16 protein-coding genes are annotated in these 26105 nt (G+C 49.8%); 15 read left to right on the top strand and 1 reads right to left on the bottom strand.

Annotation, left to right across the window (positions count from 1 at the left end; translation table 11 throughout):
* Positions 1-142 precede the first annotated feature (142 nt).
* The 9 genes from T433_RS0100840 (at position 143) to T433_RS0100795 (ending at position 15057) form a co-directional block, all read left to right on the top strand.
* Positions 143-3250: a SusC/RagA family TonB-linked outer membrane protein gene (locus tag T433_RS0100840; protein WP_027454482.1), complete on the top strand. Its 3108-nt coding sequence runs from the start codon at positions 143-145 to the stop codon at positions 3248-3250.
* 22 nt (positions 3251-3272) lie between these two features.
* The gene (locus T433_RS14235) at positions 3273-5285 is read left to right on the top strand and encodes a RagB/SusD family nutrient uptake outer membrane protein (protein WP_044108909.1); all 2013 of its coding nucleotides are present in this window, start codon (positions 3273-3275) and stop codon (positions 5283-5285) included.
* 44 nt (positions 5286-5329) lie between these two features.
* Positions 5330-6484 carry a SusE domain-containing protein gene (locus T433_RS14230; protein WP_044108907.1) on the top strand — a complete coding sequence of 385 codons (1155 nt, stop codon included), beginning with the start codon at positions 5330-5332 and terminating at the stop codon, positions 6482-6484.
* A gap of 89 nt (positions 6485-6573) precedes the next feature.
* Entirely contained in the window at positions 6574-7821 is a 1248-nt protein-coding gene (locus T433_RS0100825) for a family 43 glycosylhydrolase (RefSeq protein ID WP_044108905.1), read from the top strand.
* Between the two features lie 1240 nt (positions 7822-9061).
* Entirely contained in the window at positions 9062-10354 is a 1293-nt protein-coding gene (locus tag T433_RS0100815; protein WP_162164152.1) for an insulinase family protein, read from the top strand.
* A gap of 39 nt (positions 10355-10393) precedes the next feature.
* The gene (locus tag T433_RS0100810) at positions 10394-11875 is read left to right on the top strand and encodes an insulinase family protein (protein ID WP_027454478.1); all 1482 of its coding nucleotides are present in this window, start codon (positions 10394-10396) and stop codon (positions 11873-11875) included.
* 396 nt (positions 11876-12271) lie between these two features.
* Positions 12272-12823 (top strand): hypothetical protein, encoded by a 552-nt coding sequence (locus T433_RS0100805; protein ID WP_155808240.1) that lies wholly within the window; start codon positions 12272-12274, stop codon positions 12821-12823.
* An 836-nt stretch (positions 12824-13659) separates the two neighbouring features.
* The gene (locus tag T433_RS15725) at positions 13660-14391 is read left to right on the top strand and encodes a TonB family protein (RefSeq protein WP_081778290.1); all 732 of its coding nucleotides are present in this window, start codon (positions 13660-13662) and stop codon (positions 14389-14391) included.
* A gap of 117 nt (positions 14392-14508) precedes the next feature.
* Positions 14509-15057, top strand: coding sequence for a DUF4488 domain-containing protein (locus T433_RS0100795; RefSeq protein WP_155808237.1), 549 nt, complete (start codon positions 14509-14511; stop codon positions 15055-15057).
* Positions 15058-15981: 924 nt separating this feature from the next.
* Here the strand turns inward: T433_RS0100795 and T433_RS0100790 are convergent.
* Positions 15982-16374 (bottom strand): endonuclease domain-containing protein, encoded by a 393-nt coding sequence (locus T433_RS0100790; protein ID WP_027454475.1) that lies wholly within the window; start codon positions 16372-16374, stop codon positions 15982-15984.
* 443 nt (positions 16375-16817) lie between these two features.
* Here T433_RS0100790 and T433_RS0100785 point away from each other — a divergent pair, with 443 nt between their 5' ends.
* From T433_RS0100785 to T433_RS15720, 6 genes are all read left to right on the top strand, one after another.
* Positions 16818-17363, top strand: coding sequence for an RNA polymerase sigma factor (locus T433_RS0100785; RefSeq protein WP_044108903.1), 546 nt, complete (start codon positions 16818-16820; stop codon positions 17361-17363).
* A gap of 74 nt (positions 17364-17437) precedes the next feature.
* Entirely contained in the window at positions 17438-18529 is a 1092-nt protein-coding gene (locus T433_RS0100780) for a FecR family protein (RefSeq protein WP_027454473.1), read from the top strand.
* A 178-nt stretch (positions 18530-18707) separates the two neighbouring features.
* The gene (locus tag T433_RS14220; protein ID WP_162164151.1) at positions 18708-22169 is read left to right on the top strand and encodes a SusC/RagA family TonB-linked outer membrane protein; all 3462 of its coding nucleotides are present in this window, start codon (positions 18708-18710) and stop codon (positions 22167-22169) included.
* A 13-nt stretch (positions 22170-22182) separates the two neighbouring features.
* Positions 22183-23802, top strand: coding sequence for a RagB/SusD family nutrient uptake outer membrane protein (locus tag T433_RS0100770; protein ID WP_081778288.1), 1620 nt, complete (start codon positions 22183-22185; stop codon positions 23800-23802).
* Between the two features lie 9 nt (positions 23803-23811).
* Positions 23812-24738 (top strand): hypothetical protein, encoded by a 927-nt coding sequence (locus T433_RS0100765; protein WP_027454471.1) that lies wholly within the window; start codon positions 23812-23814, stop codon positions 24736-24738.
* A 3-nt stretch (positions 24739-24741) separates the two neighbouring features.
* Complete coding sequence (locus T433_RS15720; RefSeq protein ID WP_052356920.1) at positions 24742-26103, top strand: TlpA family protein disulfide reductase; 1362 nt, start codon at positions 24742-24744, stop codon at positions 26101-26103.
* The last annotated feature ends 2 nt before the right edge of the window (positions 26104-26105 follow it).

Raw genomic sequence — 26105 nt, 5'->3', positions numbered from 1 at the left:
ATACAAACCGTTATTCCTTAGTTATTATTTTAAAATATGCTTAATTTTGCACAAAAGTCATTAATAGCTAAAAACGTAAGTAAGTATGATGAAAAAGCAATTATCAAAGTTTTGCAAACAGTGGCTGCCAACAGGCACCATGATGCTCTGCACAATGACTATGTTGGTCGGAGCTCCTGTCCTTCAGGAGGCTCGCGCCGATGTACAGCAGAGTGCCAACAAAGCACAGGTGACCGGTTTGGTGACCGACGGTGAGAAACAGCCCCTTATCGGTGTTACCGTGACGGTGGTTGGTTCTGATGTACGCGCCATCACAGATTTCGATGGTATGTTTAAAATCATGGCTCCCACCAAGAGCAACACCATGCTGGAGTTCAGTTACATGGGCTTCAAGAAGAAGCAGGTGAAGCTGAATGGCGCCAAGTTGCTGAACGTTCAGATGGAGGAAGACGTCAACGAGTTCAGCGAGGTAGTGGTTACCGGTTATAGCAGCCAGAAGAAGGCTTCTATCATCGGTTCTATCGAGACCATCAAACCTGCCGAGCTGCAGTTCGGTACTACGCGTACATTATCTAATAATCTGGCTGGTAAGCTGGCCGGTGTGATTGGTATCCAGCGTTCTGGTGAGCCTGGCTACGACGATTCAGAGTTCTGGATTCGTGGTATGTCAACGTTCCATGGCAACAACGCCCCTCTGGTGCTGATCGATGGTGTGGCTCGCGACCTTAACAACGTCGATGTAGCCGAGATCGAATCATTCTCAGTGCTGAAGGATGCTTCGGCTCAGGCCATGTACGGTGTGCGTGGTGCCAACGGTGTCATCGTCATCACCACCAAGCGTGGTAAGATTGGTGCTCCACAGGTGCGCTTCCACGTAGAGCACGCCATCAGCGAGCCCACCAAGTTCCCCGAGTTCTTGAATGCTCCCGACTATATGACCCTGTTGAACACTCTGGCTGCCCAGGATGGCAAGCCACTTCCTTTCACACAGGAGCGTATCGACCGCACACGTTCTGGCTATGACCCCGACCTCTATCCCGATGTTAACTGGATTGATGTCATCACCAAGGATCATGCCTACACCACACGTGGCAATGTGGACGTCAGCGGTGGTAGCGACTTCCTTCGTTACTCTATCGTAGCTTCTTACTTCAAGGAGGGTGGTATCCTCGAGCAGGACAAGACATTGCCTATTGACAATGCCACCAACAACCAGCAGTTCAACCTGCGCACCAACATCGATATGGACGTCACCAAGACCACTTTGCTGCGCGTTAATATCGGTGGCTACCTGAACCGCTTCAAGAAGCAGGGCGTTGACACCAACGTGGCTTTCGACCATGCCTTCATGACGCTGCCGTTCGCCTATCCCGCACGCTATAGCGATGGTGCCATTCCCTTGATATCAAACCGTTCAAACCCCTGGCTCGACGTGACTCAGGGTGGTTATAACTTCCGCACCTCTTCTAAGTTGCAGACCCTTTTCTCTGTAGAGCAGGATCTGAAGATGATCACCAAAGGCCTGAAGGCTAAGGTGCTGTTCAGCTTCGACCGCTGGAACCAGAGTGAGCGCGGCCGCAACACCAACGTGAGCACCGTGTTCCCTGCCACTGGCCGCGATGTAGAGGGTAACCTCGTTTACACCCAGTATCAGACGGGTGACGAGTCTATGCCTCACTATTCTAAGGGTGAGTATGGTAACACCAATATCTATCTCGAGGCCGACCTGATGTATAGCCGTCGCTTCGGCAAGATGGACGTTGATGCTCTGTTCCTCTACAACCAGCAGGCCTACGACAGTGGCGATATCCAGGACTACCGTAAGCAGGGTGTTGCCGGACGTCTGTCTGGAACCTACGACAACCGCTACGTGGCTGAGTTCAACTTCGGTTACAACGGTTCTGAGAACTTTGCCAAGGGTCAGCGCTTCGGTTTCTTCCCCTCATTCGCACTCGGTTGGTTGATCAGCGAAGAGCCCTGGATGGAGTCTTTGAAGTCAACCTTCAGCAAGATCAAGCTGCGTGGTAGCATCGGTCTGGCTGGTGACGATAACATTGGTGGTCGCCGCTTCGCATACCTCGGCGTTGTGGGCTATGATGATGCTTATGGTTACTCTTGGGGTACCACCGGTCAGCGTAGCACCTCTGGTATCAAGGAGAAAGAGTATGGCGTTACCAACCTGACATGGGAGACCGTGCTGAAGAAGAACCTCGGTTTCGAGATTTCTGCACTGAATGCCATCGACTTCACCTTCGATGTGTTCACCGAGAATCGTAAGGACATCTTCATGCGTCGTAGCAGCGTGCCCTCACAGAGTGGTATCCCCTACGAGAGCCAGCCTTACGCTAACTATGGTAAGATGGAGAACAAGGGTATCGAGTTCACCCTCAACTTCCACAAACAGTGGAACAAGGACTGGTACACCTCAGCCTATGGTAACTTCACCTTTGCCAAGAACAAGATTACAGAGTACGACGAGCCCGAGGCTAAGGCCGCACACCAGCGCCAGACAGGTCGCTCAATGGGCGAGCTCTATGGTCTCACAGCCGAGCGCCTCTTCGGCTATAGCGACTTCGAACTCAACGACGATGGTTCGCTGAAGCTCGACGGTGCCGGCAATCCTATCCTCCTCGAAGGCATTCCTCATCAGAATGCAGGTGCTGCAGCCGTATGGCCTGGTGACATCAAGTACGTTGACGTGAACGACGATAAGGTCATCGACGACAAGGATGAAGGCTTCATCGGCGGTACGCTCAACCCCCGCATCGTCTATGGTTTCGGTGGCGTTGTCAGCTGGAAGAACCTCGACCTGAACTTCTTCTTCCAGGGTTCTGGCGACATGTATCGCATCATTGGTGGTCAGCCTTACTTCCTCCCTGGTGGTGGTACCACAACCGAGGGTAATGCTTACTCTATGTATATCAACGACCGCTGGACCGAGGACAACCAGGATCCCTATGCTTTCTGGCCTCGTCTGACCTATGGTCCTAACAAGAACAACTACCGTGCTTCTACATGGTGGAAGAAGAACATGAGCTTCCTGCGCTGTAAGACCATCGAGATTGGCTACACCCTGCCTAAGGAGTGGATTGAGCCTATCTATGGCAAGAGCTGCCGTGTGTTTGTCAGCGGCAACAACCTGTTCTGCCTCTCTTCGTTCAAGTTGTGGGACCCCGAGATTTCTACCAGCAACGGTCTGAACTACCCGCTCAACCGCTCTGTTATGTTCGGTCTTGATATCACATTCTAATCGTATAAAGCATCAAAGAATTATGAAGAAATTTAAATTCACAAAATATATGGCGGCCGGACTGATGGCCCTGTCGCTCACACAGCTCACCACTTCTTGTTCCGACTATCTGGACAAGGAGCCCGATACCGAGCTCGACACTGACATGGTGTTCTCCAACCGCGACAAGGTGTATGGCTGGTTGGCTACTGTCTATAACGTTATTCACAAGCCCGACAAGTGGTCGCTCACGGCCGATGGCTACGAGGTCATGTCCGACGATATGGTGCCCTCTGAGCGCTGGCGCCAGTGGGACTGGGCACAGGTGGTTGATAAGATCACTGGTTCATGGACCGTCAACTCTCCTTGGGATGGCGACCTCTGGGCACGTATGCCCCTCTTCGTGCGCCACGGCCTGATCTTCCAGCAGAAGATTCATGCCATGCCCGACCACGACCTGCCCCAGAGCGAGGTTGACAACATGAAGAACGAGGTGAAGTTCCTCTGTGCCTATGCCTGGTGGCTCATGGCCGAGAACTATGGTGGTGTGCCTTTCACAGGCAACACGATTGCCGCTACCGATGCCGACATCTCTACGCTGATGACCGGCCAGGCCAAGTTCGACGACGTGGTGGACTACTGCGACAAGGAGATGCTCGAGGCTGCCAATGCGCTGCCTGCTGTCTATAGCGACCCTGCTAAGTATGGACGTATCAACAAGATCATGGCGCTGACCGTGCGTTCACGCATGCTGCTTTTTGCTGCCAGCCCACTGGTCAACGGCAACAAGAAGTTTGCTAAAGAATATGCAGAGTATAAAAACGACAAGGACGAGCAGATCTTCAATCCCGTCTATGACCACAACAAGTGGATCAAGGCTGCCGAGGCTTGTAAGCTCTGTATCGACGAGGCCGAGAAAGCAGGCTATGCCCTCTATACCGAGCAGGGCCCCAACGGCAAGATCGACCCCTTCATGTCAACCTATAACGTGCACATCAAGAAATGGTCTGAGGGCAACCGCGAGATAACTTTCCCTGTGACCAAGGGCAACGACTACCGCAACACCTTCCTGCGCGTCGTTTCTGTTCGTCAGTACGGTGGTGGTAATGGTCTGGGTGTTTACCAGGGCTTCGTAGATGCATTCTTCACCAAGAATGGTCTGCCCATCAGCGATCCTAACTCTGGCTATCAGGAAAACAAGGCAGACGGCACGCCTATCTTTTCAACAAAGGTTGACGATCGTTCAGACGAGACCACCTGGCAGTATGGCACAGGCAAGCCCGGTGAGGTCACGGGCAAGGGCATCTATGCCATGTACTGCAACCGTGAGCCTCGTTTCTACAATGCTGTCTCGTTCCATGGCTCACGCCTCTGCGTGACTGGTGGCGAGCGTGCCTACAACTTCTTCTACGATGGTACCGACAACATTCAGTCGTCATCTCCCCACGATGCTCCTCAGAACGGCTACCTGGCTCGTAAGGGACTTTGCGTGACCGACAACTATAAGGAGGGTACTATCACCGACCGTCAGGGCTTCATCTATCGTCTGGCCTTCACCTACCTCGACTATGCCGAGGCTGAGAACGAGGCTTACGACACCGACGCTGCCCGCCTGGAGTCGCTGAAGTATCTGAACAAGATTCGTGAGCGTGCCGGCGTGCGCCAGTACACCTTCGATGCTGTTGAGATCGAGGATCCCGACTATATCCACATCGACAACACCCAGGAGGCTGTGCGCAAGGCTGTCTATATGGAGCGCCGCGTAGAGCTGAGCTGCGAGAACAACCGCTGGTTCGACATCCGTCGTCTGATGCTGGCCGAAGACATCCCCGAGATGAACGGTGCCTGCTACGGCATGAACGCACAGGGCGACAACAAGGCCGACTTCTTCAAGCGCACCAAGTTCATGACCCGCGTATGGCGTCCTGCCTACTATTGGTTCCCCATCTACTATCAGGAAGCCGACAAGAACCCCAAGCTGAAGCAGCCACCTTTCTGGGACAAGACTGTTGCCGACAGTGATACCGATGGTGATACCGATGGTGGTGATGAATAATCATGAGTGTACCAGTTTTAATACAACATCAAAGAAAGAACGTTATGAAAAAGATATTTAGTTTCGCAAGTATCGTTTGCATGTTTGCCATGCTGGCCTCATGTAATGAAGACCCCACCTATTACCAGGTGCCCGACGTGTCTGGCAGCATGAATCTGAACCTCACCTGCTCTCAGGAGCGCATCCAGCTCGACAAGTCCACCAGCGATGCTACCGCAGTGACCTTCAACTGGGATGCCGTCAAGAGCCCCCTGTCTGCCAACGACTCGGTGGCCTACTTCCTGCGCTTCTACGATCCCGCATCCAAGACCGAGCATATCTCTGACACCATCCCCATGGGTAGCGCCACGACCAAGAGCTTCACACATAATGAGCTCAACAACATCGTGTCGCGCTGGATCCACCCCGATGTGCCCATCGAGGTGACCGCCCAGCTGCTGTGCTATGTGTTCAACGAGCAGAAGTTCGTGAAGCCCGTTGTCTCTGAGGCTAAGTTCTGGGTCACCTGCTTCGAGAAGTTCCCCACCTACCTCTACCTCCGCATCACCGACAATGCTACGGGTAGCACCAAGACCGAGCGTCTGGAGCAGGTGGAGACCGGTTCGGGCATCTACCAGTACACCGCACCCCTCACACCCTCTACCTTCGTCTTTGGTACCAGTGCCACAGACGAGTATCCCGTCTATGCCCACGACAGTGGTGAGAAGCTGAAGTATGTGAATGATGGCGACTATGAGCCCTTCTCAACCACCGCTTCTGGCGATCGCACCATGATCATCGACCTCAACGACGACTATAGCGACTGCCGCATCGTAGAGATGATCAAGCTGCCACGTCCCGGCCATATCTGGATTGTGGGCGACGGATGCTCAGTAGGTTGGAACCCCAACAACTCTGCTGGTCTCTTCGAGATGGTTGGCGGTCTGCGCGAGCCTTGGATCTATGCCTGGACAGGCGAGTTCCACTCTGCAAAGGATGGCTCTGAAGGCATGTTCAAGATCGGTCTGGAGAGCGACTACAATGGTCAGTTCTTCTTCGCACCTTCTAACGGTGCCAACCCCATGACCGATCTTGGCATCGACGGTCCTCGCACACAGGGCGGATCAGACAACAAGTGGCAGGTACCTGCCGAGGGCGAGGGTGTCCACACCCTGAAGCTCATCCTGCTGGCCGACGACCTGCACCTCGAGTTCGAGTAAGTTATAACTGGAGTATAATTGGGAGTTGAAGGGGAAACACATCATTCCCCTTCGGCTTCCATTTCTTAACTCCCCCTTAAATTAATATAATGAAAAGATTCTTTGTTGCATTATCACTTGTCTGCTGCCAGCTGTCGCTCAGCATGGCGCAAGACTACTATTACAACCCCGTCATCAATCGCAGTCTGCCAGACCCCAGCGTCATCAAGGCTTCCGATGGCTACTTCTACCTTTATGCCACCGAAGACACCCACAACGTGCCCATCTATCGCTCTAAGAACCTGGTGAACTGGCGCTATGCCGGCACGGCCTTCACCGACGCCACACGACCCATGGACTACTGTCCCAATGGCGGCATCTGGGCGCCCGACATCAACTATATCAATGGTCAGTACGTGCTCTACTACTCCAAGTCGGAGTGGGGCAAGACCTGGGAGAACGGCATTGGCGTGGCTGTCAGCAGCCGTCCCGACGGCGGCTTCCACAGCGCCCACAAGCTATTCCTCTCCAGCGAGATTGGCATCGAAAACTGCATAGACCCCTTCTTCATCGAGGACGACGGCCACAACTATCTGTTCTGGGGCTCGTTCCACGACATCTATGGCGTGGAGCTCACCGAGGATGGACTGGCCATCAAGGAGGGCTGCACACCCAAGAAGATTGCCGGCGGACTGATCGAGGCCACGATGATTGTCAAGCACGATGGCTACTTCTACCTCATCGGCTCGGCAGGCTCGTGCTGCGAGGGTGCCAACAGCACCTACCGATTGGTGATGACGCGTGCAACAGATATCTTTGGACCCTATCTCGACCGCAACGGACGTACTGCCGTTGGCGACAATTTCACACTTCTGCTCCAAAAGAGTCCTGAGGTCTATGGTCCCGGCCATTGCTCCGAGTTTGTCGAGGACGAGGCCGGACAGACCTGGGTGCTCTATCATGGCTTCCCTGCCGACAATGTCAACCAGGGTCGCGTCACCTATCTGGACCGCATCGTATGGAAAAAAGACGGCTGGCCCTCTATTGCACACTCGATGCCCTCTACCGAGGCCGAGGAGCCCCTCTTTGGCGCTGCTGCTGGCATCGACAATGTCTCTGCTTCGGCCGACGACGAGTTCCTCTTCCTGCCCACCGAGGCACAGGGCATGTATCGCATAGAGAGCCCCGACAGTCAGCCCTACACCTGGCGCCTGGTCAGTGCCAATGGCGTGCAGAAGCTCAAGGGCTCCGGCACGGGCACCATCATCGTGGATGCCTCGCAGATGCCCTCAGGCATGTATGTCATCGAAGTACAAAACAAGCACGGTCATCAGTCTAAAAAGATCGTCAAAGGATAACTATCGCACAGCGATATCTCGATGTTTGTCGGGCTCCAGCCAAAAGGTATGGAGCCCGATTTTTTGTCTCAGTCCAATCGGCACCGCCTTAGTGGTTCGTCTTCAGTCTGTGTTTGTTGAACAAAAACCGATAAATGCAGCTTTCTGAGACCTTTCATTTTTCGCTTGTTTTATAGAAAAAAACCAGAAAAACCCCTTTGTGAGCCAGAAATCTCTGTCGAGATTTTCATGTTGCCAGTGGTAATCCTTCTTGTGAACAAGTTCACATCAGGCTTCCCACTGACACCATGCCCCCTTCGGGGCTTTCTGTCTCACAAAGGAAAAACCACGGACCTTCGGTCCTGAAAACCAATGGGGGAACCCCGCCCCGGCCCTCCCGAGGGAGGGAGTAATTCTGTCCTTTCCAATTTGACTTCTAAAGCCTTACTCACAGTTAATATTTACCAAGCCGTAGGCGGTTTTCTTGGTTTTTCGCTTCTGTTGTTGTAGCCGTCAGGCGGTTTGGTGGTAATGCGGCGGCGAAGGCAAGCTTGCTTGGCTTCGATGAAGCATTGGCAACAAACAGATGGGCCAAAGGACCATCAACAACAGAAGCGGGTTTTTGAGGTTTTTGTTACTAAAAAATGGCTGAAGAGCTTGCTTGGGGTGGGATGGAAAGAAAAAATATCATGTTTTTCTCGATTTTCTATATAAAAAAGGTGCTTGATAGCGATTTCTTTTTGCTTCAAAAAACATCGGTTTCATCGAAGAATTCGCCGAATGTTCATTTTACGTGTTCAAAAATGTTCGAAAATGTTCGATTTTTTATTGGAAAAACCTTTGGCTGATTCAATAATTGTTTCTACTTTTGTACCCGACCAATTGCTAAATTGTCAACCTAAATACAAGTAATAATGACCAATATTAAAAACCTTAGCGCGTCAGCTGAGCTGTCGTCAATCGCACGCCGATTGATGTTGTACTCCAGTTTCATGTCAAACTGCGGATTGCTGAATGGAAAGATGGGAGCTGTTCTCTTCTTTTCACAACCACTGTGTATCTATAACCAACGATTAGGATATAAAAACTAAAACTTATGAAGACAAATAAACTGTTACTCTTGCTTGTCTGTTTTCTGGGATTACAGGCAATGGCGAAAACAGAAAAGGTTAAGTATGAAGATTTTCTCTGGAAGGATTCTTCACGTGTTATTTGTAGAACGCTGGACAATGGCTTTCGGTATTTTATACAAAAGCAACCAATGGGAAGCCTGCAAATGTCCCTGATACAGAAAACCGGATTCTTGCAAGATGGAGAAACGGTAGAGTGTTCGCATTTCGTGGAGCACATGATGCTGACCGCTAACCGAGTGATGGCAACAGGAGATACGTTAAGAAGCTATCTTAATAAGCTTGGTATGGACTACGGCATGAACTTCAACGCCCATACTAATAGGACGTTTACGGAATATGACTTAGTGAGCACTAGAACTGACGAGGCGTATGTTGATTCTTGCATGGAGATACTCTCTGATATTGCCGGTGGCGCCAGTATCTGTGCCATGGACTTGGAAGAACAGAGAGAAAGGATGTATAATGAGGTGTACAACAGATATTTTAATGTCTTTGCCAGACAGGCAGATGCTTCTGAAGCCGTTTTCTTGTTAGGAAGCACTCCCGACGAATGCCACCAGATGAGGCTGGACGGCACAAAGAGGATGACACGGTCTCAGCTTGAGAACTTCTATAACACATGGTATCAGCCACAGCATCAGTGCCTTGTGCTGATAGGTGATGTCACCGATGGGGTGGAGGACATGATAAAGCGTAAATTCGGCAGTCGTCCAAGCATGCCGACCCCTGCAGTGGCGGTAAGTGACTTTAGTAAGCAGAATCTGATGATAGAAAGACACGGGAAAGCGGAATTCAGAATCAAGCTAACGTTCACACAGCCTCTTCTGACTCAGTCAGAGAAAGAGACCCCCAAGTTTTTTAAAGACTACTTTGCGCTGAAAAAAAGTTGTTCTGCACTACATGACAGAATGACGAAGAGAGCAAGTGACGATCTGGCTTTGGTTGTTGGCTATCGTTTGGAAGATCGTTTCTCTTTACTGATGCAATATACATACAGCATCAATGGCGAGGACGCAGATGGCGGCTTGATAGCTCTCGCCGATAGCGTGGCAAACATCCTCGATGACATTCGCAACAATGGCGTACAGATAAAAATGCCTAAGGATATGCTTAACAAGAAAGAGTTTGCGCTGCAACGTGCGCAGGCACTGAAGAAATTGCAAGAGGGCGACGGCAAGGACAACACCATTGATCCTGTAACGCCTATAAGTGAATGCGCCATTTATTCCTTGCCACTCTACAAGCAGGAAGACACCGACGCTTACTGGTCGTATGAACTCAGCGGCAAAGATGTGTCGGATTATTGCAAGCAGTTTCTCAAAAAGTCTGGCTTAAAGATAGAGTGTATCCTGCCATACGGCTATCCCGAGCGTGAGATTTCTGAGAAGTTGAATGCTCTTCTGAGACAATATAATAATTAACCTGATTCAGTCTTAACTATAAAAAAGCTTTTGATTATCATGATGAAAACGAAACTGTTTCTTTTCTCGGTCGTTTTTTGTTTCGCCATTCAAGTGTTGGCCCAGTCCGAGAATGTCAGATATGAGGATTTTCTGGTGACCGACTCGTCTAATATCTACCAGGGTATCCTGGACAATGGCTTTCGCTATTATATTTGCAATAATAACAGGCCTGGCAATGAGCTGGAGATGAGGCTCATTCAGAAATCGGGAACCGACGATGATGTGGAAGCGCCAGGCATCTCGCTCCTGCTGAAAAGAATGCTCGCCTCTGAAAATCTCTCTGTAGGAACAGACGGCATGCTGAAAAACAGACTTGAAGGTCTGAAGTTGGAACGGAAAGAAAAATTTTGGGGGCTGACTCCCGGTGTTCCTGCCTACCATTCAGAAATCGATAACAGATGTACGGAGTTTTGCTTGTTTCAGTTGAAAAAAGAACAGGCCTATGTAGCATCGTGTATGGATTTGTTGTCAGCCATCGGTGGTGCAGCCCATTTCTCTGAGTCGGAACTGGAACACCAGAAAGAACTGCTCGTGAATGAGATTACTAATGGTACATACGATCTTTCTAAAGCCGAGTCAGACGGCATGATAGCCATGTTTGTTGAAGGAACGACTCTGGAAGAAAAGACTACCAGACAAATAGAGAGTATTCGTCGTATCACCCTTCAGCAGCTGGAGGCATACTACCAGAAATGGTATATCCCGCAGAATCAGTGCCTCTATGTGTTTGGAAAAGCACCTGCCAATGTCGTTGATATGATAAAGCAGAAATTCGGCAACCGTCCAAGTGCGCCAGCTCCTGAGAGCAACGTGAAGGCATTAAGCGACAAGAAACTGCTATTTGTGAAGTCAAATAATCCGGAATGTGTCGTCAAGTTCTTCTTCGTGCAACCGTGCGATATGCGTTTGGGATTAGCAACCCTGGATGATCTCAGACAGTCCATATCACGCTATCGCTACTGCGATATTCTGAAATTATCTTTCATGGGTACAGCCATGCCTTTCGTGGAGGAAAATAACAAGTATCTTGAAAGGCCTGTGTTTGGACTGACTTGTAAGAAGGGCTTAGACCCTTATGCCAGCAAAACACAATTCACAGACTTTATCGATAACTTAGCGAAAAAGCTGGATAACCTCATTCATGATGGAATACAGATTAACATAGACTCTTTGCCGGCAGAGAAGTTGAAGGAACAGCAACAGAAGGTGATGGAAAATCTTCCTAAATATGTAGTGTTGGATACTCATTCCATGATTAAGAACAACTTTGTCTATTCCTCGCCCCTTCTCAAGATGGAACTAGCGTATAACTATTTCTTCAATGAAGTCAGTGCTCAGGAAATGATGGACTATGGTAGGGCCATTTTCAAAGATTATGATTTGAGGATTGTGTGCTCCACACCCTATGGATATCCCGATGCCGACATCAAGGCGAAGTTGGAATCCGTCTTGCAGCATTTTGAGCAAATGGAAAAGTAAGAGAAGCTGGCTCACCGGAGTATGATGGTGGGCCAGCTTAATCTTGATGTTTCTTGAACCGATGATGAAGTATTTTCGTGGTTCTCGTCTGGAAAAATAGCTGTTTTCCCCTTTTTTTTGGTTATACATTTTCTTGCTCTGCCTTAATTCCTCTTTCTTGTAATGGACTGACATATTGGATGGTATGATTTTGTATAATGATGTATTACCGGAAAAGCGGTTATACAAATTGCTTTTTTCTTGCATGGATGTATAAAAGTTCGTAACTTTGCAGCAATATAACTAAAAACTTTAATGGAAAACTTTTTAGCAGACCATCCAAAAGCTGTTTACGAGGCGATAGCAGTAATCATCGTCGTTGCTTCCTATTTGACGACAAAACTTCATGCAAGCTGGTTGCGATACAGATCACGCGAACAATTGTATCATGCGTCTGTCCGAGAACTGAGTGTGCAGGTTCTGCAGCAACGCAGACAGCTGGCCTTAAACGAGCAGCGCTACTGCAAATTGGAAGAAGAGAATAGTGCGCTCGTCTCAAGACTGAAACATGAAAAGTTATGCCATGAAAAGGCTTCAGACAATCGGCTTGACGATTCTCTGATGCGTCGTATGCACGCCACTCCGATATACCTTCGTTTTCGCGAGATACTCTTGAATCCGTCATTGACTCCGACACCTGACGAATGGATGGCATTGCATGATATGATCAACAGCGAGATTCCAAGCTTTTTTGCCACGATTTATGGTGACGAGAATAATATCAGCGAAGAGGAATATCGTCTGTGTCTGTTGATAAGGTTGGGATTCAAACCCAAAGAGATGTTGACTCTGATGGACTATCCATCATCCAAGAATGTGTCGGTGGTGAGAAAGCGATTGATGCGGAAAATATTCTCCGAAAGAGGTACTGCGAAAGAATTCGATAAGCGTATTCGCGAAATCACGTAATTACATCAATGTGTATCTTGGATAATCAATAACTAAAGATTGAACAAAAACCGAGAAAACCCCTTTGTGAGTCAGAAATCTCTGTCGAGATTTTCATGTTGCCAGTGGTAATCCTTCTTGTGAACAAGTTCACATCAGGCTTCCCACTGACACCATGCCCCCTTTGGGGCTTCTGTCTCACAAAGGAAAAACCACGGACCTTCGGTCCTGAAAACCGAACCCCACCCCGGCCCTCCAGAAGGAACCCCACCCCGGCCCTCCCAAGGGAGGGTGTAATTCTGGCTCAGTAGAAATTTAGTGGGCTCAGTTGCAATTGCATAGGTTTTGCGATACACCAATCTGACTCCTAAAGCCTTACTCACAGTTAATATTTACCAAGCCGTAGGCGGTTTTCTTGGTTTTTCGCTTCTGTTGTTGTAGCCGTCAGGCGGTTTGGGGGTAATGCGGTGGCGAAGGCAAGCTTGCTTGACTTCGATGAAGCATTGGCAACAAACGGATGGGCCGAAGGACCATCAACAACAGAAGCGGGTTTTTGAGGTTTTTGTTACTCATGTTCAAAATGGTTCGTTTACGTGTTCGGAAATGTTCGTTTTTTCATGGGGAAGTTATTCTGCGGAATCAATGCGCTGCTATTGTTGTGACTAGCGTATAAAATGATATGGGTACGAAAAACAACAATATTGAGTAAAAGAAGGAAAAATACCGGTCAAATCATGCTTTTGACTTATTTGACTTATAAATTTGTTTTGTTTATTCGATTTTGGTATTCTCTTTTTTGTTACATTTGCAGCAAGATATTAATCACACCAATTAAAACCAATAACTATAAATAACAAATGAACAAGAAACTTTTTTTGATATGCTTGCTGTGTATGGCTGTGTGTGGCAGTTATGCTCAGAAGTTTGATGAGGGAGCTGTGGCGTTTTTGAAAAATGTATATACAGACATTCTCACGTCGAATTCTGTTGATCTGAACCAGTATATGACTGAAGCATGCTGTGATAAAATAAACAGGTTGAATAAAGAACGCCATTGTTTTGTTATCTATGACAACTATGACCGCACACCAACGGATTTGGCGACTTTGAAGGTTATCCCACGAGGCAAAGACTGGTATTCTGTTTACTTTATTTCTGACCTCAACACGGAAAGGGAACGTCAACATGATATTCGTTATCAGGTCAAGAAAGAGAAGACGTCATACATGGTTACCGACATTGATGAGGATAATGGCATCGATTCGACTCTGACAGCAGATAATGTTATGAGTGTTGTCGAACATTTTCCATCATTTCCTGGAGGTGATGAGGGAATGAATAAATTCTTGACAGAGAATTTGTATTACCCGACTTATGCTAAAACCCATAAGCTGTCGGGACGGGTCGTTGTGACTGTGGTTGTCAGGAAAGATGGCAAGGTATGCAATCCGAAAGTGATTCAGAGTGTCTGTCCCTGTCTAGACAATGTAGTCTTGTATGCTATTAAGCACATGCCAAGGTGGCAACCGGGAATGCATAGAGGGCACCTCGTGAATGTGAAATATACGATACCCATCCTTTTTAAATAATATAGAGAGCCAAAAGCTAACAACCTCTAAGACAAGCTCCTTAGATTGTGAATAAGGAGTGACGAAGAATTTTGTGTAATATAAAAAACCAATAATCACTAAAAACAATTTGTAATCATGAAAAAGTTTCTTTTTTCGTTTGCCGTTATGGCATTGTGTTCAATGGTGTCTTTTGCCGGTAAAAACAATCCTTTGGTCGGAGTATGGCAGAAAGTGGAATACAGAGGCCCTGGCATTATAATGATTGGCTCGGCTGGTAAGGTGTTTATGCCCGATGGACGTTTGTTCGGCTTTTACTTAAATCCCGCTGATTACAATCACTATGAGGATTTTGATTTCAATCCGTGGCTTTTTGGTAATTATGAGGTTACCAGCGACAACACTTATCATGAAAAGATAACGCTGCACCAGGCAGGGCCGCAGTGGGAGACAGATGCTTATTTCACCTATAAGTTTCTGAATAGTCGTATCTTGCTTGCAGAGTTCACGCATGTCTTCCCCGATGGCACTAAGCGTACCATTACTGATGTGTGGATAAAGGCTGTCTATGACGAGAAAGAGCGCAAGGAACTTCTGAAGAAGGTGGCAGATAACTGGGACGAGTATATGCAAAGGGCGAAAATGATGTTTGGTAGAGTTCCTTATGATGATTGCTATATTCGTTGAAATAGCAGCTTCTAATGGTCGATACCATTGACTCTATAGAAATATAGTGGTGAACATGGCGTGACCACGAGATTGAAAACGGATGGCTCTTCATAAATAAATATAAGGAGGAACTGACAAAAGTGCCGCTATTCTTGTTAATAGTGGCACTTTCGCCTAGTCATAGCTTAGGTATTGTCGTGTAATAGTGCCACTTTTGTCTTGCAATAGTGGCACTTTTGCTCCGCATCTAGCCCCTGGAAAGGTCAATTCTAGGGGCTAGACGCGGTCGTTTTAGCCCCTAGAAGTGGCTGTTCTAGCGGCTAGATGTGGGCTTTCCAGGGGCTAGAACAGAAACTATTGTTTTGGTTCTAGACTCTAGAACTGCCATTTCTAGACTTTAGAACTGCCACTTTTAGACTCTAAAACCGCCCATTCTAGACTTTAGAAATAGTGTTTCTAGACTCTAGATTGGCACCAATAGTGCCACTCTTGCTATTCCAAACGGCCACTATTGCCCCGCAATAGCAGCTGTTTTCCATCCTTAAAGTGCCACTTTTGCTTAGTGGAAGTGGAATAAAAGTTTTACTCTTTTTTGCCAAAATCCTTGCGAAAAATCTCAAAAAGGTGTAAAACCTAATAGAGTAAAAATCTCAAAAAGGTGCAAATTTGCACTATTATGAAGCGAAAAAAATCGTACTGTGCGGTTGTTTCCTTAGCTTGAACCTTGCGCAGCCATTCCCCTCCCATGTAGGGGAGGGGTTGGGGTGGGGTCTGTATCTCCATTGGCAGTTAGAACAACACTGACCCCACCCCCGACCCCTCCCCTACATGGGAGGGGAGAGGCTGCGGATGATAAATGCAATTTATAGAACATACCTCAAAAAGGAATCTTTCGTACTGCGTGGTTGATAATCCATGGTCCCAGTAGGTACTCCCCTCCCTTCAAGGGGAGGGGTTGGGGGTGGGGTCAGTAACTTCATTGGCTGCGCGCACAATCTCAGCCAAGACACCTTGCATGGATGTAAGCACCTGCTGATTGCTAAAGCGGAGCACACGGATACCCTGTTGGCGAAGATATTCAGTTCGCTGCTCATCGTATTCGTATTTGTAATCATGGCTGGCACCATCGAGTTCTATGCCAAGCCGATGCCCAGGGCAGTAGAAGTCAAGAATATAAGGGCCTATACCTTGCTGACGACGAAATTTCATGCCGCCAGCCCCACGACCCTTCAGGGCACGCCAGAGCGTAGCTTCTGCTGCGGTCATGTTGCTGCGAAGAGCCTTGCGATACTCTTTTTGTTCTGTAGCGTTTGCTTTAGCTGTAGGATAGTGCATAGGGGCTTTTCTTGTAATAACGTAGAAATCTGCGGAATATTGTTTTAGTTACTGACCCCACCCCCAGCCCCTCCCCTACATGGGAGGGGAGTGCCTACGTAGAAATCTGCTGAATATTGTTTTAGTTACTGACCCCACCCCCGACCCCTCCCCTACATGGGAGGGGAGTGGCTACGCAAGGTTCAAGCTAAGGAAACAACCGCACAGGTTGAAAAATTTATCAGCAACTCCTTGAATGGAAGGAGGAAAGACATGCAGAAGTGCCACTTTCTGGATTGCTTACATAAAATATTCCACCATAAGGATTTCTTTTTTCAGTTTTTATTTGTACCTTTGCCCCCATGCCATTGATGATTTCGCTTGATGTCGAAATACTTTTTTCAGGTAGGCGAAAGTTCTGATATGGCAAATTTCTGCCTTTGCTACGAATTCAGAAGTACACAATGCAAACTGGTCTGCGTATCGAACACATAAACAATAAAGACGAAAAAGAATGGAAGGTTCTTTTTGACTTTTACTACGCCCCTTTGTGTGCTTTCGCCAGCGACTTGCTGCACGACGATATGCTGGCTGAGGATATCGTGCAGACTACCTTGATGAAGCTATGGAACAACGACAAGACGTTTGAAAGTCAGAAACACCTGTCGTTCTATCTCTACAGGGCTGTCTATAACAACACGCTGTACCACCTGCGCGACCACCAGCAGTTTGTCAACGTCGAGATATCTGACGCCATCTCTCTGGGGCATCACGAGGACGACTTCGCCATGGCGGTAAAAGAAGAACTGGTGAGACAATTATATGAGGGCATACAGCAGTTGCCCAAGCGTCGGCGTGAGGTTATCACCTTGTCTATAGAAGGGAAGACAGGGGCAGAGATTGCCGAGATTCTGCAGATTAGCCTCAGTACGGTCAAGGAGAGCAAGGCAAAGGCTATCGAGTCGCTGAGGAAGTATGCCAAAGACAACCCTCTGATCTGCTTTTTATAGAAAAATATTATTTTTTTTAGCTTTGCGATAATACTTTTGCGTTTTTTTGCATAATATACTTAAAAAGTAAAAGTATGAATACCGACGAGCAACACTTTATAGATACCATTGACGCCATTGCCCGAGATGAGCAACAGGCTGACCCACGATTGGAAGAGGTGCGCCACTTCTATCGCAGCACCATGGTTTCCGAACGACTGGCTCACTACCAGAAATACAACATCAAAAAAGCCTACAAATTGTTTCTTCGCAATACCCATGAGCAGCGCCCCGTGGCATATCGGCGCTATGTGGCTTGGGCGGCAGCTGCCATCTTTGCCGGCTTCATCATGATGATACCGTTCATGAGCGACAACAAACCGTCTCACGAGGTCATGGCGATGCTGGAAAAGCACATCCCTGCACTGACAGACTCGGTGCCCGTTATTACCACCAGCACGGGCAAGGTTATCATGCTCGACCATGCTGATGACAACATGGATGTAGCGGGCACATCGGCCTATGTCACCGAGAGTGGTATTGCTATGAATAATTCAGACAAAGAAGAATCGCTCCTGGAACTGGTGGTGCCATACGGACGGCAATACCAGATAGCACTGCCCGACGGTACTGCCATCACCCTGAACTCGGGCTCTAAATTGAAGTTCCCCAACCGAATGGACCTCAGCCGGCGCGTCTATCTGGAGGGTGAGGCCTACTTTGACGTCAAGAAGACTGGTCGCCCCTTCAAGGTGAGCACCAGCGCAGGCACGATAACCGTCATGGGTACCACGTTTAACGTGAGAAGCTATGACGCCAACCATGCTGGCGTGGCCCTCTACTCGGGCCAGGTGATGTTTAGCGCAGGCGACAACGACTACCTGCTCGCTCCGGGCGAGGAAGTCGTGAAAGAGGGCAACGACATTACCATTCAGCCTATCAGCGACCCCAGAGCGTCGGCCTGGCGCAACGGACTCATCGTGTTCCGCAACCAGCGATTGGAGGCAATCATGACCGAGATAGCACGCATCTATGGCGTCGAGGTGGAGTTTAAGGCCGACGTCAGAGACATCCGTTTCTCGGGCGAATGCCGGAGAACGGAGACCGTCGATGAGTTCATGCAGAAGATGAGGCTGACCGACGAGTTTGACTACGAGATTAACGGAAACAAGATCACCATTCAATAGTTACAAAAAACAAAAACTTAACCAAAGAAAAAAAATGAGTAACAATTATTTTTCTGCGCTCCCGAGGTTCTTGACAAAAGGGAGAAGACTTTTCTTTACGCTTACGTTGGTCTGCTGCTCTCTTCATGCCTCGTGGGCACAGCAACAACGTTTTTCAGGAAACTACAACAATGTAGATGTGATTAAAATCCTGGAGTCTGTTCAGGGAAAGACTCGGTTCACGTATGTGTATAATGCCGACCTGCTGAAAGGCAAGAAAGCCACCATCACGGCCAAGAACGAAACGGTGGCCGCCTTCCTGGCCCGTCTTTGTCAGCAGTTGGACCTGGAGGTGGTGTGGGATGGCGACTGTGCCGTGATACGCAAGGCCAATGCCGATGCACAGAAGATCGTTGTAGCAGGTCATGTCATGGATGAGGCCTCCGAGCCTCTGCCTGGAGTGGCCGTGACAGTTTCGGGCAAGAAGGGCACTGCCGTCACCAACAGCGAGGGTAACTACCGCATCGAGGTGCACGAGCAGGACGTGCTCTGCTTCAGCTTCATCGGCATGAAGCAGCAGAAGGTGCTCGTTGACCGTTCAAACATTGATGTGGTCATGCACGAAAACGTGGCTACACTGAACGACGTCATCGTCACCGGTTACCAGACCATTGACCGCTCGAAACTCACGTCGGCTGTTACAACACTGAAGATGGACGACATCATCAATCCTGGTATGAACACCATCGACCAGATGCTGGAAGGCAAGGTGCCTGGCATGATCTTCATGCCTAATAGCGGTCAGCTGGGTGCTGCGCCCAAGTTGCGCATTCGTGGTACCTCAACCATCCTCGGCAATCGCGAACCGCTGTGGGTGCTCGACGGTATCGTTCTTTCTGATCCTGTGAATGTTGATCCCCAGAGCATCAACGACCCAGACTTCGTCAATCTGTTGGGCAACGCCATTTCTGGTTTGAACCCCAACGACATTGAGCAGATTGACGTGCTGAAAGATGCCTCTGCCACCGCGCTCTATGGTGCCAAGGCCGGCAATGGTGTCATCGTGATCACCACCAAGAAGGGTAAGATTGGCAAACCTTCGGTGGGCTATAACGGCAGCTTCACCTTTACCCGTCGTCCCCGCTACTCTGACCGCGACATCTATATGATGAACGCTGCCGAGCGACTGGACGTCAGCAAGGAACTGATCGATCGCAAGATGTATTATAATAATGTGACCCAGTGGTCTGGTTATGAAGAGGCACTGATGGACTACTATAGTGGCAACATCGACTACGCCACATTCAAGCAGCGTGCCGACTACTACGGCAGCGTCAACACCGACTGGCTCGGGCTGCTGACGCGCGATGCCTTCTCGCACAACCACACCGTGAACCTCTCTGGTGGTTCTCCCAACATCAAGTACTATGCTTCTGTGGGATACAGCCAGCAGGACGGTGCTATCAAGAAAGAGCAAAACGACCGCTACTCGGCCATGCTGAACCTCTCGGCCAACTACCGCAAGTTCAGCTCTCAGTTCCAGTTGGCCGCCAATACCACTGAGCGCACCTACACCCCGTCGGACATCAACGTGATGGACTATGCCTACAACATGAGCCGCACCATGCCTGCGCACAATCCCGACGGTTCGCTGTTCTACTATCCACGCGTTGACATGTATGGCAACCGCTATGACTACAACATCATCAACGAGATGGCTAACTCGGGTGACAACACCGATGGCAATGCCATCAACCTCCGTGCCCAGATGCGCTACGAGTTGCTGCCGTGCCTGAACGTAGATGCCGTGCTGGCCTACGGTATCCAGAACACCACGCACGAGGAATACTACACCAAGGATACGTATTACATCAACAACCTCCGCTCTGATCGTTCGCTCCGCAACGATATGTGTCCCGTCGGCGGTCAGCTGAAGCGCGAGGAGACACGCAACACCGACTACACGGCCCGTCTGCAGGCCAACTTCATGAAGACACTCGGTCAGAAGGGTAGTCACCTGATCACGGCTTCTGCCGGTATCGAGGCAAAGTCAACAGAGTACAAGGGCTTCAACATCACCCGCCGCGGCTACTTCACCGAGTTTGGCGGTTACTTCGACCAGGTGCCAACCACCTATTCAATGTATTACTCGTCGTTTATGGCATCGAAGGAGGGACTGGGCTATCGCACCCGTCAGCTCACCAACGAGATGGCATGGTATGCCACCGGTGGCTATGGCTATAAGGACACCTACATCTTCAATGTCCATCTGCGTGGCGAACGTTCCAACCTCTTCGGTACGCGCGCCAACGAGGAGTTCTCGCCCATCTGGGCTGTTTCCGGTCGCTGGAATATGAAGAAGGACGTGCTGAAGAACACGAGCTGGGTGGACGATGCCTCTCTGCGCCTCTCGTGGGGTTGGCAGGGCAACATGCTGCCGGGTCAGACCGCGCGCATGATTATCCAGCAGTCAAAGCTCACCAGCTATGACTTCAACGAGAACTATGCCACCATCTACAAGTATCCTAACCCCGACCTGAAGTGGGAGCGCACGGCTTCTTATAATGCCGGACTTGACTTCGCACTGCTGAACAACAAGATTCGCGGTACGGTGTCTTACTTCTACAAGCACACCACCAATGCTTTCCTGACCAAGACCGTGTCGGAAATCAATGGTGTCAATCAGTATGTCATCAATGGCGGTACACTCGACAACCGAGGCATTGAGCTGGCCTTCAGCTTTACGCCCATCAACAATGCTACAAACATTGGTGGAACATCAAAGCGTGGCTTCGTATGGCGTATCGATCCCCAGATTGGCGAGGTCATCAACAAGGTGGCCAACCGTGCCCTCAACAAGAAGAACAACGTGCTGCACGATGTGGTCACTTATAAAGACTACCTCAATGGCTCCATCGAGTTTACAGGAAAGCCTATCGGCACGTTCTATTCTTATAAGTTCAAAGGTCTGGACCACAACACTGGTGCGCCCACGTTCTACAACACAGAGGACGAGAACAAAGACGAACTGATGGCTAAGTATGCCAACATGACCAAGGAGGAGATCTTCGAGACCGTCATGGAGGAATCGGGCACGCGCGAACCCTACATCCAGGGTGGTATCACTAACTACTTCGGTTGGCGTAACTTCGGACTGTCGTTCAACTTCACCTACTCGCTGGGTAACAAGATCCGTATGCTGAAGATTGCCTCTGGCTATGCCACCAACATCATCTATCCGCAGCAGAACCTGCGTAAGGAGTATGTCAACCGCTGGCGCCGTCCGGGCGATGAGGCGTTTACCAACATCCCAGGTCTCGTCATCGACCAGGCTTACAACACGTCCTGGTGGCAGCAGTATCCTGCAACGACCTATGAGTTTGCCGGCAGCATGTATGAAATGTACGACAACTCTAACATCCGCGTTGTCAGCGGTAACTACCTGAAGCTCCAGTCGCTGTCGTTCAAATACAATGTGGAGGACAACCTGGTCAAGGCGCTCGGACTGCAGTCCATGTACATCACCTTCACGGGCAACAACCTCTGGACGCTGTGCAGCAAGAAACTCAAGGGACAGGATCCTACACAGAGCGGCAGCTCGCCCTCTATCAACCTGTCAACACGTCCTACCTACACATTCAACATCAACGTAACCATCTAAAAATCACTGCAAAATGAAAAGACTATCAATATATGCGCTTTTGCTGGCCCTGGCACCCGTGCTCCTGACGTCGTGTGGCGACTTCCTGGAAGAGTATTCTACTGACCAGCGCTACTGTGAAAATGTGGATGACCTCGAGGCACTGATGATTGGCGAAGGCTTTCTGGGCTTCAGAAAGGGGGCTATCTACGGACAGGGAACCATGAGCAAGTCGGAACTGGAGACGACGGACGCCCAGAGCCTTTACTTCCCCTGGATTCACGTGGTCGATGACGATGCCGAGGCGTTCCTCGTTGACTATGTTACAGAGGATGTAGGCACGCCATACTACATGTTGGGCAAGCTGGCCAACTGGAACGAGGACCCCTTCAGCAGTATTCAGAACATACAGTGGGAGGATAAGGACTGGACCAAACTGTACAAGCATATCGGCGCCCTAAACTCCATCATCTTCCAGGCACAGGAGATAACTGGTAAAGATACACGAACGGAGAAGGTGACATTGCTGAAGCATGTCAGCGGCGAAGCCCACTTCCTCCGTGCTTTCTACTACTTCTACCTGGCTAATGCCTATGGAATGCCTTACTCGGAGGCTACTGCCAATACAGACTTCTGCGTGCCCTTGAAGGTGTCGGAGGTTATCGAAGACAAGCACTTCAAGCGGGCATCGTGCAAGGAGGTCTATAATCAGATATGGGCCGACCTCGAGGCCGCCGAGAAAGAGCTGGACGGCTACACCCCCGACTTCACATTGCGTGTAGGCATCGGTGCTGTCAAGGCTTTCAAGTCGCGTGTGGCTCTCTATATGGAGCGCTATCAGGATGCTATCGATGCTACTGATGCCTTCAAGGAGCTGGGCTACAAGCTCACCGACCTCCGTCAGCATGATGCTGCCAACAGCTTCAGCAACCGCAACTCCAGCGAGACGATCTTCACTACCGGCACTTACAATGCCAGTTTCATCTTCATCAACGACTCTACCGGCTCGTGGAATGGCGATGACAACCGTGCTTGCAGCTTCAAGGCCAGCAGCAGCCTGATGGACAACTTCAAGCCCACCGACTTGCGCCGTGAGTTTTTCTTCCGCAACAGTTCGAAGAACAAGGCACCACTGCCCAACAAGTACTTCCCCCAGCCCGATGACTACAACTTCCAGGATATGGCTTCCGACATCTTCACCTTACGCTATGCCGAGGTGCTGCTCAACAGAGCTGAGGCTCTGGCCATGCTCAATCAGACCGAGCAGGCACGTGCCACCCTGCAGCAGTTGCGCGAGAAGCGACTGACGGATGCTCAGTTGGCCGACATTCCTACGGACAACGAGAAGCTGGTAGAGTTTATCCGCACCGAGCGCCGCATGGAGCTCTGCTTTGAGGGCCACCGCTGGTTCGACCTCCGTCGCTATGCAGTCAACAGCCGCTATCCGCTCGCCGAGGATTTTGCCATCACACACCCGGCCTACTCCTACGATGCTGTTTCCAACACGTACTATCACATTGGCGACTATCGTCTGGGTGCGTTCAAGTACGACCAGGCAGCCTGGATGATGCCAATACCCAGTGCCACCATCACTTTCAACGAAGGAACCCTGACCAACCTTCTCCGTCAGACACGTACAATCATCAAAAACTAAATTAAAGCAATGAAAACATATAAGTATATCTTCGCAACGGTCCTTGCAGCACTGGCCCTGTCAGCATGCCAGGAAGAAGAGATCACCGAGTTTCCAGACTACACGAAGAACTGGTTTGAGCTTCAGGACAACCCTGACGACTCGGTTGCTCACGCGATGTATCAGTTCTATAAGGACTACAACATCCCCGTGTTTGCCAACGACACGATAGGTCAGCAGCAGCGCGTGGACGTCTTCGGACACGAATACACACACTACGAGACGCTCACACTGAGCTACTCCATGGGTGGAGGTGCCTCGGCCAACATAGAACCGGTGGTTGACAACTTCACCTACGCCACTCGTAAGTATATTCCGGCGTTTCTGCGCTACCTGCGTGCTAGCATCATGCCGCTGACACCTAAGAAGGTGCACATCCACAGCATTCTGCTCGTTGACCAGATGTACAGCCGCTCTTTCGGCAATGATGCCTTCAAGGGTCTCAACACCCTCGTCATCTCTAACGTGGCTAATCTGGCCAACATGAGCGACAAGGAAAAGAAGGCCATGCAAGGTTCTATCCTGCGCGTGCTCTATGGCGACTATATCACGCACACGGATGAGTATAACGCCAAGCTGGAGCGCTTCTACAACGTGTCGAGAGACCTGTCGCCCTCAAAAGATATCTACAACATGTACACGGGCTATCTCCGACAGTATGTGACAGGTGCCGACCCCACTGACTGGAATCATCCCACCGTCGAGGAGGTGGGCTTCCTGGGCCCTGATCCCTCTAACAGTTATTATACGCCGGCCAGCACCTTCATGGACATCATGATGTACTGCCAGGCCATTCTCACGTATGATGAAGCTGAGTTTGAAGCGCTCTATGGTCAGTATCCCTATATCATGGAGAAGTATCATATCCTCAAGGAAATCATAGAAACCATTCAATAAATAATGAAAAAAAATCTCTTTCTTACGGGGCTCCTGCTGACTGTTCTCACAGCGGGAGCCCAGAATGCAAGCCTGAAAGGAACATTCCTGAAGGACGTTATGGGACAAAAAAGCAATATGCTCTATATTGCACAAAACGAGAAGGGTCAGCTCGTACCTAAGACCATGGCTGGCCTCCGCTCTACCGACCGCTCTTTCCAGGTCAACGTCACACCCAACATGGGCATCATCGGCAAGGTGAACTATGTGGGAGCCGACGGCGAGTTCTACCCCCTTTACATCAAACAGGGCGAGACCATCGACTTCACCGTCAAGGACGGCACCATCCGTTTCAATGGAAAGCTCAGCAAGGAAAACAAGTTTTTCGCTGCATGGTACAGCTTGTTGGCCCCTCTGCGCCAGCTCGACTATACACCCCTGGGCCGCAGCACGGGGTCGCAGCGCTACCACGAGTTGATAGACAGCATCACACCGCTGGCCGAACAGCTGATTGCCAAGGTCAACACGGGCAACAGCTACTTTGACAACTGGGTCAAGAAGGCCATGCCCTACAACCTGCAGTATGATGTGCTGAACGTCTTCTCCAACGGCATTGAGTTTGGCCAGAAGACGGACTATCCTGCCTATCTGCAGAAGCTCTTCAACAACTACCAGTATGATAGCATGGACATGTGGAACTACAGTGCTGCTCCTTTCGATCTGATCAGCATCTATGCCTTTGGCCGTGCTTGGGTCTATAATTTCATCATGGGTCCCACACTGCCTATTTCCCTGACCTACATCTCTGACCCTCAGCTACGCGGCGAGGTTATGATTGAAGCCATGAACCGCCACTTGCTGGATAGCTGTGACGTGCGCTGCAAGCAGTACGAGAGTAGCTTTGTTACGGCCGACCAGAAGGCACGCCGCGACGCCCTGCTGCGCCGCTGGTTGGTCAACCAGCCTGGCAATCCAGCCATCGACTTCGCCTATGAAGATGTGGACGGAAAGCAGAAAGCGCTCTCTGACTACAAGGGTAAGGTGGTTGTCGTTGATGTATGGGCTACCTGGTGTGCCCCCTGTAAGAAGGAGATTCCCATGCTCGAACAGCTCCAGAAGGAGTTCCAGGGTCAGGATGTTGTCTTCATGAGTGTCTCGTTCGACACCGACCGTGCCGCCTGGCAGAAGATGATCACCGAAAAACACATGGGAGGCGTTCAGCTCATCAGCTACCGCAAAGGCCCACTTGTTGACGACTACGTCATCGATGCCGTTCCCCGCTTCATGGTGTTCGACAGACAGGGCAACGTCGTTACTACCAATGCGCCACGCCCCTCGGAGCCAGAGTTGAAGCAACTGATTGAAACCGAACTGAAAAAGAACTGATT

The sequence above is a fragment of the Xylanibacter brevis ATCC 19188 genome, from assembly GCF_000621725.1.
Taxonomy (GTDB): Bacteria; Bacteroidota; Bacteroidia; order Bacteroidales; family Bacteroidaceae; genus Prevotella; species Prevotella brevis.
The sequence above is the reverse complement of the archived record's forward strand: the minus strand, read 5'-3'. Positions and strand labels throughout refer to the sequence as shown.